This is a genomic window from uncultured Campylobacter sp. (assembly GCF_938018145.1).
Taxonomy (GTDB): Bacteria; Campylobacterota; Campylobacteria; order Campylobacterales; family Campylobacteraceae; genus Campylobacter_A.
In genome coordinates, this window is sequence record NZ_CALIII010000344.1 from 1 (window position 1) to 7,136 (window position 7,136).

The window sequence follows — 7,136 nt, forward strand, 5'->3', positions numbered from 1 at the left end:
GCTAAGCGCGGCGTTTGAGGCTAGCAGCGACGCCGCTTCGCCCGCTCTATCTCCGCTTAGCTGCCAGACGTTTAGATCGTAGCCGGCGATGATGTCTGATTGCGTGCCGCGGGCTAGGATCTTGCCGTAGGCGATGTAGATGAGCTCGTGGCAGCGCTCGGCCTCGTCCATGTAGTGCGTGGAGACTAGCACGGTGATGCCGCCCTGGGCTAGCTCGTGGATGATATCCCAAAACTCGCGCCTAGCCTTTGGATCTACGCCTGCCGTGGGCTCGTCGAGCAAAAGCAGCTCCGGGCCGTGCACGAGGCACATCGCAAGCGCTAGCCGCTGTTTCCAGCCGCCAGATAAACTGCCTGCTAGGTGGTTTTGACGCGGGGCTAGGTCTAGGCGGTCTAGGATTTGATTTACGGCGGCTTTTTGTTTTTTGACCGCAAAAAGCCTAGCGATAAATTCCAAATTTTCCCTCACGCTAAGGTCGTCGTACCAGCCGAATTTTTGCGTCATATAGCCCGTTTTTAGGCGTATGGCTTCGCTTTGGCTGCGGAAATCATACCCCAGACAGCTGCCGCTACCGCCGTCTGGTTTTAAAAGGCCGCAAAGCATGCGTATCGTGGTCGTCTTGCCGCTACCGTTTGGTCCTAAAAATCCGCACACGCTGCCCTTTTTGACCCTGATGTCGACGCCGTCCGTGATGATCTTTTTGCCGAATTTTTTGGTGAGGCCTCTAACGTCGATGGCGTAGTCGCCACTCTGCTGTTTCGGGCTCAAATTTGGAGTCAAATTTGAGCTTTGGCTTGCGGTTAAATTTGCTGCGTTTGTCAAATTTGAGGGCAAATTTGCGTTGCCAATTTTTACGCGCGAATTTTCATGAAGGCTAAATTTGGCCTTGATCTCGTTTTCTAAATTTGATCCGCTCAAATTTGATTTTCTTTCAGCCTGCGACGGAGATTTATTTGTGCCGTAAATTTTGCTACTGTGTGCGTTTAAATTTTGCCCCGGCGAAATTTCGTCCAAATTTAAACGCCGAATTTGAGCGGCGATATTTTGCGCGTTCACGGCTCTAGCCTCGCTTTTATCGGTAGCGACGGGTGCAGGGCGGTTGCGTTGTTTTCGGGCACGGCCTCGACTAGATACACCAGCGTGCTTTGCGAGGTTTGGTTGTAGATGACGGGCGGAGCGTACTCGGGAGCGGACGCGATTTTTACTATGCGAGCGCTAAAGTCCGTGCACCCTTCGCAGCTAATGCGCGCTTTTTGCCCCTCGCGCAGGCTAGGCAGCGCGCCTGCGGGCACGAAAAATCTGATCTTTACCTCGCCTGGCGGTAGCAGAGATAGCACTGGCTGCGAGCTTTGGACGAACTCGCCAGTTTTATAAAATATATCTTCGACTAGTCCGGATTTTGGCGCTAGGACGGCGGTTTGCTCTAGCCTCCACTGCGCGGCGCGCTCGTTAGCTTTGGCTGCTTGTATTTTTGCTTTTAGGCTCGTTATTTGTTCGCTTCTAGCGGGCAAATTTGCGACTTTTAGCGCGGCGTTTAGCTCGCTAACTAGGGCGTTTGCGCGGTCAAATTCCGCCTTTGCGGCGTCAAATTCTTTTTGCGAAACGGCATGTTTGGCCAGCAGCGACTTCGCGCGCTCGTAGTTGGCCTCCGCGATCCAAAGCGCGGCCTTTGCTTGTTTTAGCTCGGCATCTATGCGCTCGATCTCCTCGGGGCGCTTGCCCGTGCTAAGGTCGGCTAGCTCGGCCTCTAGCGCGTCTACGTTAGCCTTTGCGGCGTCTAAATTTGCTAGCGCTTCGGCGCTCTCAAGCGCAAAAAGCGGCTCGCCTTTTTGGACGACGACGCCCTCTTTGACGCTCAAATTTACGATCCGTCCGCTAACGCTAGGCGCCACGTAAAGATAATCTCCCTCGACGTAGCCGTTAAAAAATGCGCTTCCCTTTTCGTCCAAAAGGCAAAAAACGCGTAAAATTTGCTCAAATTTAAACCCATTTCGCCTCCTTAAAGCCGCTATTTCATTAGCATTATACTCCGCTTTGGTTAAATTTGGCTACATTTTAAGACGTTGCGCGGTATTCGAAAAGGAAATATTTTCGGCGTGTAGGCTTCGGATAGTGCGGTAGAAGTGGCGGTTTTTTATCTCTTTTTAGGAAAGAGTAATTTAAATTTGGAGCAAATTAGTGCGGCGATTATAGTATTTTTTGCGCTTTAAATTTCTTAGATGTGTTATGTAAGTACTGCAAAAACGGTATTACTAATAAAAAAGGATAAAAAATATCCAATTTAAGCATTCTTTGAAGATAGGGGTTATATAATTCCCGTTCTAATGATATTAGTTATTAATCTTAATCTTAAGGAGAGTGTATGAAAAAAATTATTTCAGGTGCGCTTGTCACATCTATTTTGGCTGCTTCGGCATTTGCTTTTAGTGTAGATGGCAACCCTAGCGTCAAATTCGTTGGTTATAAGTTAGCTAACAAAACAGCCGTCGAGGGTACGTTTAAAGATCTTGGCTTTAAAAGCGCGGAAAACGCAAATTTTGCCGATTTTCTAAAAACCTTTGAGTTTAACATCGATCCTAAAAATATCGATACAAAGTTGCCCGATCGCGACAAACGTATCGGTATGATCTTTGACAGCAACGCAATAATGGCTAAAATTGTATCCGTAAGCGGCGACGAAAAAGCGGGCGAAGCTGAAGTCGAAGTTAGCGTAAAAGGAAACTCAAAGTCTTACAAAACGCAGTATACGGTGGAAGATGGTAAACTAAAGGCTAAAATCGGCATTGATTTGTTGGCTGATTTGAAACTCAATGAGACATTTGAAAAATACGCCGCTTCAGCCAAGCCTTTTCATGGTGGCAAAAGCTATCCGGATGTAGAAATCTCACTCGAAGCTAAAATAAAATAATCCTTAAATTCGGCGCTTAAAGATCTGCTTGCGCCGAATTTTCTACTTTATTATTATTTTTTATTCCGTAATGCCGAAAAATCGATAACTTAAGATATAATGAGCCGTAAAATTTAATTAAGGCGAAAAAATGACGACGAAAGAAAATAAAAAAGGGGCGGTAAGCGCGCTATTTTTGGCTATTGCGCTGTTTGCGGCGGGGTGCGCGGGGTATTTTTATTACGGCATAGGCGGGACCGGCATTTTTACGATGGTCGTTGCCGTGATCTGCGCCGTTTTTTGCGTGAAAAAGATATTTCAGGTTAGCTTTCTAAGCATCGATGACGACGGATTTTTAGTGCAAAAGGGCGGCAAAAACACTAAATTTTACTTTAAAGATATCGAAGAGATCGGCGTTCGCATGGTAGACGCCAAACGCAAAATCGACGTTTTAAACGTGAGATTTAAAAGGGGCAGGCTAGACCGCGACGCGGCTGATGGCCTCATGCAGCCTATCGGCGACGACGATGCCGTGATATACGACAAATACGAGCTTTCAAAGCACGAAGTTTTTAAAATTTTAAAGCAGAAATTTGAGGCGCTAAACGCGCAAAAAAGCGAAAATAAGAAAAAGTAAAATTTGCGCGAACGCAAAAAGGATCCATGGTGAAAGAGGAATTTGAAATAGCCCGTAAAAGGGTCACAATCTACCGTATAGGAGCGCAAAATTTGATGCTAAAGGCGGATGATGGCGGTTTGCAAAACGCAGGCGCGCCGATAGTATTTTATAATGCGTTTGCCAACGAAGTGGACGAGATCGCGCGAGCTTTAAGTGAGCTTGGCGGCGTAAATCTCATGCTTGCGGCAGTGAGCGGACTGGAGTGGAACTCCGAAATGACGCCCTGGCCGATGCCTGCTCTTTTTAAGAAGGAGCCGCCTTTTGAGGGCGGGGCGGATGAATACCTGCAAACTCTAACGCAGCAGATCGCGCCTGCCGTGTTGGCAAAAACGGGCGATGCGGCGTGGCTCGGGATCGCTGGATACTCGCTAGGCGGGCTTTTCGCGCTTTATTCGCTTTATAAAACGCCTATGTTTACGCGCGTCGCTAGCGTTTCGGGTTCGCTTTGGTATAAGGATTTTCGCGAGTTTGCGCTAGGCTCGCATCTTGCGGGCAAGCCGGAGCGTGCGTATCTCTCGATCGGCGACCGCGAGAGTATGAGCAAAAACGAATACCTAAAAACGGCTCTAGAGGCCACGCGCGAGATTGCCGCGCATTTTGAGAGTTTGGGCGTCGGAAGCAAATTTGAGCTAAATCCCGGCAATCACTACACAGACGAGATAAGCCGCACAGTAAAGGCGCTAACGTGGTTAGTCGGCGGTAAAATTTAACTCTAAATATGCCGCAAAATCGCCGTCGAATTTGAAAAATTTAGCCGCAACAGAAGTTAAGATGGCGAGCTAAATTTGCTAACGGACGGAGTTAAATTTAAATTAGAAATTTGAACACACTATAATAAGGCAAAGTATCGCTAGATGGATTGTGGTCGCAACTGCTGACAAAAGCAACGAAAGTTATAAAAATTTAGGTGCAGGATTTTTTCGCTAGACGCGGCAAATTTTACCTTGCGAATGAGGCGGGCTGTATGTCCCGTCGCAGTGAAGCAAGGTAAAATTTAACAAAGTATAGCGGAAAAAGACAATCCTAAAAACTAAACTTCATACCTCTCGCCCGGTTTCATTTCGATAATCTCCCACGGCAAGCCCTGTTTATTTAGCTCGTCCATGAAAGGCTTAGCGTCGAAATTTTCCATATTAAAGACGCCTTTGCCGCTCCAAATGCCTTTTGCGACCATCATCGAGCCGATCATCGCAGGCACGCCCGTCGTGTAGCTCACGGCCTGCGCGCCCGTCTCGGCGTAGCAAGCCTCGTGATCGCAGACGTTGTAGATATAGACCTGGCGCTCTTTGCCGTCTTTTAAACCGCGTATCACGCAGCCGATATTGGTTTTACCCTTCGTGCGAGGGCCTAGCGACGCAGGATCAGGCAAAAGCGTCTTTAGAAATTGGATCGGCACGATCTTTACGCCGTTGTGCTCGACCTCGTCGATGCGTAGCATGCCGACGTTTTCTAGGCATTTCATGTGCGTGAGGTAGCTCTGCCCGAATGTCATGAAAAAGCGGATTCTCTTCAGCCCTTTGATGTTTTTCACAAGGCTTTCCAGCTCCTCGTGATAGAGCAGGTAGCTGTCTTTGACGCCGACTTTCGGGTAGTCCCATTTGAACATTATTTCCATCGGCTCGGTCTCTTTCCACTCGCCGCGCTCCCAGTAGCGGCCTTTTGCGCTCACTTCGCGCAGGTTGATTTCTGGGTTGAAATTCGTCGCAAACGGATATCCGTGATCGCCTGCGTTGCAGTCTAGGATGTCGATCTCGTGGATCTCGTCAAAGAGATTTTGCTGTGCGTAGGCGCAAAATACGTTCGTCACGCCCGGATCAAAGCCGCTTCCCAGCAGCGCCATCGTGTTTGCGGCTTTAAACTCGCCGTCCTTTGCCCACTGCAGCTTGTATTCAAATTTGGCGGTGTCGGGGTGCTCGTAGTTTGCGGTGTCGATGTATGGGATGCCGGCGCGAGAGCACGCGTCCATCAGCGTTAGGTCCTGGTACGGCAGCGCCACATTTAAAAGCAAATCGGCGCCCGTTTTTTTGATTAAATTTACGACCGCATCGGTGTCGTCCGCGTCGATCTGGGCGGTACCAATTTGCACGCCTAGGCGGTCTTTGATAAATTTAGCGATCGCGTCGCACTTGCTTTTGGTGCGGCTTGCAAGGGTGATTTTTGTAAAAACGTCCGCGTTCATCGCGCATTTTACGGTCGCGACTTGGCTCACGCCGCCCGCGCCTATGATTAAGATATTTGACATTTTGGCTCCTTTAAATTTTAGTGATTTTATCCAAAGCTTATATAAAATTTGCTTTTAATCGTTACAATAGCGCGAAATTTTAAAGGAATTTTATGCGTAAAATTTTAATTTTTCTGCTTCCGATTTGGCTGTTTGGGATGAGCTGCGAGGAGGCGATGCAGCACAGCATAGATGAGTTTATAAAGCCTGATCGCGATGCCACGGCTATGTCGATAGCGGGCGAAAAAGCCGCTCAAATTTGCCTGGCTCAGTACGGCGAAGAGCATGAAAACACTATAATGGCGCTAAATAACGCAGGCGCGTTTTTTATGCTAGCAAACGAGCCGCAAAAGGCGCTTGAGGCCTATGAGCGTTCGCTAAAAATTTTGCAAAAAGGTCTGGGCAAAGAGCACAAAGCGCTAGGAAAGCCTTATCACGGCGTAGCTAGTGCGCAGTCAGCACTTGGGAGATACGATGAGGCGATAGTAAATTTCGGCGCGGCGATCAGATACTATGAGCTTGGCGGCGAGAATATGCAAAAGGATCTCATGAGCTGCTACGCGGGGCTAGGCGATACGCTCTATAAAACGGGCGATTTTAACGGCGCATACGTAAAACACGCCGTCGCGTTTAGGATTTGCGAAGAGGTTTTTGGCGCAGACGGCGTAAATTTGCTACGCGCGAAGTACTATGCGCTGATGGCGGGCGATCTGGCGGGGCTTGGCAATAAAACGGAAGCGCTGCAAAACTACGAAAAAGCCCTTAAAATCGCGAATAAAATTTTAGAAAAAAGTAATGATAAACATGCAAAAAGCCTAAAAGCAGAGGTGGAAGCAAAGATAAAAGAGTTGTAAATTTGGCGATTAGATCTTGAGGCGGGCCAAATTTACGGCTCAAATTTGACTAAGTCGTCGCTACTTGGCGTTTAACCGCTTTGCCAAATTTGCCGCACAGGCAAACGCAAAATGCAGGTTGTACCCGCCGAGCATCCCCGTTACGTTTAAAACCTCGCCGATAAAGTAAAGCCCGTGAGTGCTGTTGTAGCCGCAGTTTGCATCTAGCGCGTCTGTATCTACGCCGCCTTTGGTGACTTCGGCTCGCTCGAAGCCAAACGTGCCCGCAGGCGCAAATTCGTACGCAAATAGCCGCGAGATTTTTGCCGCCTCATCCGCTTTGTACTCGCCGTAAGGTTTGTCGCTAAGCCCTGCCGCGCGCAAAAACTCGAGCGTAAATCGCCTAGGTAGCGGCAGGACGGTGCTGAGCTGTTTTTTGCTTTTTTGCGCGGTTTCGATGCTAAAATTTGGGCAAAAATTTATCGCGATCAAGCCCTTTTGCCAAAAAAGCGAAGC

The 7,136-nt window shown here is 48.4% G+C and carries 8 protein-coding genes; 4 read left to right on the forward strand and 4 right to left on the reverse strand.

All coding sequences use genetic code 11. The annotated features are described in order from the left end of the window. Both Q0338_RS07940 and Q0338_RS07945 read right to left on the reverse strand, forming a co-directional pair. A partial coding sequence (locus tag Q0338_RS07940) for an ABC transporter ATP-binding protein (protein ID WP_298086283.1) occupies positions 1-1,056 on the reverse strand: 1,056 nt, incomplete at its 3' end. Then, positions 1,053-1,949, reverse strand: a complete 897-nt coding sequence (locus Q0338_RS07945) for an HlyD family secretion protein (RefSeq protein WP_298086284.1) — start codon at positions 1,947-1,949, stop codon at positions 1,053-1,055. The genes Q0338_RS07940 and Q0338_RS07945, both read right to left, overlap by 4 nt. Before the next feature lie 413 nt (positions 1,950-2,362). On the opposite strand from Q0338_RS07945, the gene Q0338_RS07950 reads away from it, so the two are divergent. From Q0338_RS07950 to Q0338_RS07960, 3 genes are all read left to right on the forward strand, one after another. Then, positions 2,363-2,908, forward strand: a complete 546-nt coding sequence (locus Q0338_RS07950; protein WP_298086285.1) for a YceI family protein — start codon at positions 2,363-2,365, stop codon at positions 2,906-2,908. Between the two features lie 130 nt (positions 2,909-3,038). Then, a complete protein-coding gene (locus tag Q0338_RS07955; RefSeq protein ID WP_298086286.1) occupies positions 3,039-3,524 on the forward strand; it encodes a molybdate transport repressor in 486 nt (161 codons plus the stop codon). A gap of 29 nt (positions 3,525-3,553) precedes the next feature. Further along, complete coding sequence (locus tag Q0338_RS07960; RefSeq protein WP_298086287.1) at positions 3,554-4,276, forward strand: alpha/beta hydrolase-fold protein; 723 nt, start codon at positions 3,554-3,556, stop codon at positions 4,274-4,276. A 320-nt stretch (positions 4,277-4,596) separates the two neighbouring features. Here Q0338_RS07960 and Q0338_RS07965 read toward each other — a convergent pair whose 3' ends face one another. Then, positions 4,597-5,808, reverse strand: coding sequence for a saccharopine dehydrogenase family protein (locus Q0338_RS07965; RefSeq protein WP_298086288.1), 1,212 nt, complete (start codon positions 5,806-5,808; stop codon positions 4,597-4,599). Positions 5,809-5,900: 92 nt separating this feature from the next. On the opposite strand from Q0338_RS07965, the gene Q0338_RS07970 reads away from it, so the two are divergent. Then, positions 5,901-6,641 (forward strand): tetratricopeptide repeat protein, encoded by a 741-nt coding sequence (locus Q0338_RS07970; protein ID WP_298086289.1) that lies wholly within the window; start codon positions 5,901-5,903, stop codon positions 6,639-6,641. A gap of 60 nt (positions 6,642-6,701) precedes the next feature. Here the strand turns inward: Q0338_RS07970 and Q0338_RS07975 are convergent. After that, positions 6,702-7,136, reverse strand: a 435-nt coding sequence (locus Q0338_RS07975; protein WP_298086290.1) for an NAD(P)/FAD-dependent oxidoreductase, incomplete at its 5' end; no start/stop codon positions are given.

Excerpts from the sequence above, each read along its gene's own strand:
- Q0338_RS07950 (WP_298086285.1), top strand. The coding sequence starts at position 2,363 with ATGAAAAAAATTATTTCAGGTGCGCTTGTCACATCTATTTTGGCTGCT.
- Q0338_RS07965 (WP_298086288.1), bottom strand. The coding sequence starts at position 5,808 with ATGTCAAATATCTTAATCATAGGCGCGGGCGGCGTGAGCCAAGTCGCG.
- Q0338_RS07970 (WP_298086289.1), top strand. The coding sequence starts at position 5,901 with ATGCGTAAAATTTTAATTTTTCTGCTTCCGATTTGGCTGTTTGGGATG.
- Q0338_RS07955 (WP_298086286.1), top strand. The coding sequence starts at position 3,039 with ATGACGACGAAAGAAAATAAAAAAGGGGCGGTAAGCGCGCTATTTTTG.